Annotated in this window: 1 pseudogene; it reads right to left on the bottom strand. The window is 45.8% G+C overall.

From position 1 onward, the window contains the following. Positions 1–373: pseudogene (locus HC175_RS20550) on the bottom strand (TonB-dependent receptor); the annotation flags it as partial.

Genomic DNA, 373 nt, shown 5'->3' with positions numbered 1-373 from the left:
AAACTTTCCGCCATGTGCATATTGCGAAGCTCTCATGATGATATTCGTATTGCCGGCGGGTCCACCAAAGGAAACTTCTGAAGGGGAAGTGCCCATTGTAAAAACCTGGTTTCTCTGAACATCGTTAAGTCCGCCCCAATTGCTCCACAAGGGTCTGCCATTAAAGAACTTATTCATTTCTACCCCGTTAATGAGCACTTTACTCCACTCACTGTCATAGCCACGCGGCCGGAAAAAGGTGGAACTAAAATCAAAAGCGGCTGCATTGAGAAAAACATCTTTTGATGCCTGCAGCAATCCGGCCACATTTGCAAAACTTCCGTCTTCCTCGTCCAGCTCATGATCTTCAAGGCTGATGATATTATTTTGCTGC

This window comes from Salinimicrobium oceani, assembly GCF_012037645.1.
Note: the sequence above shows the minus strand (reverse complement) of the source record. Positions and strands in the feature narration are given on the sequence as shown.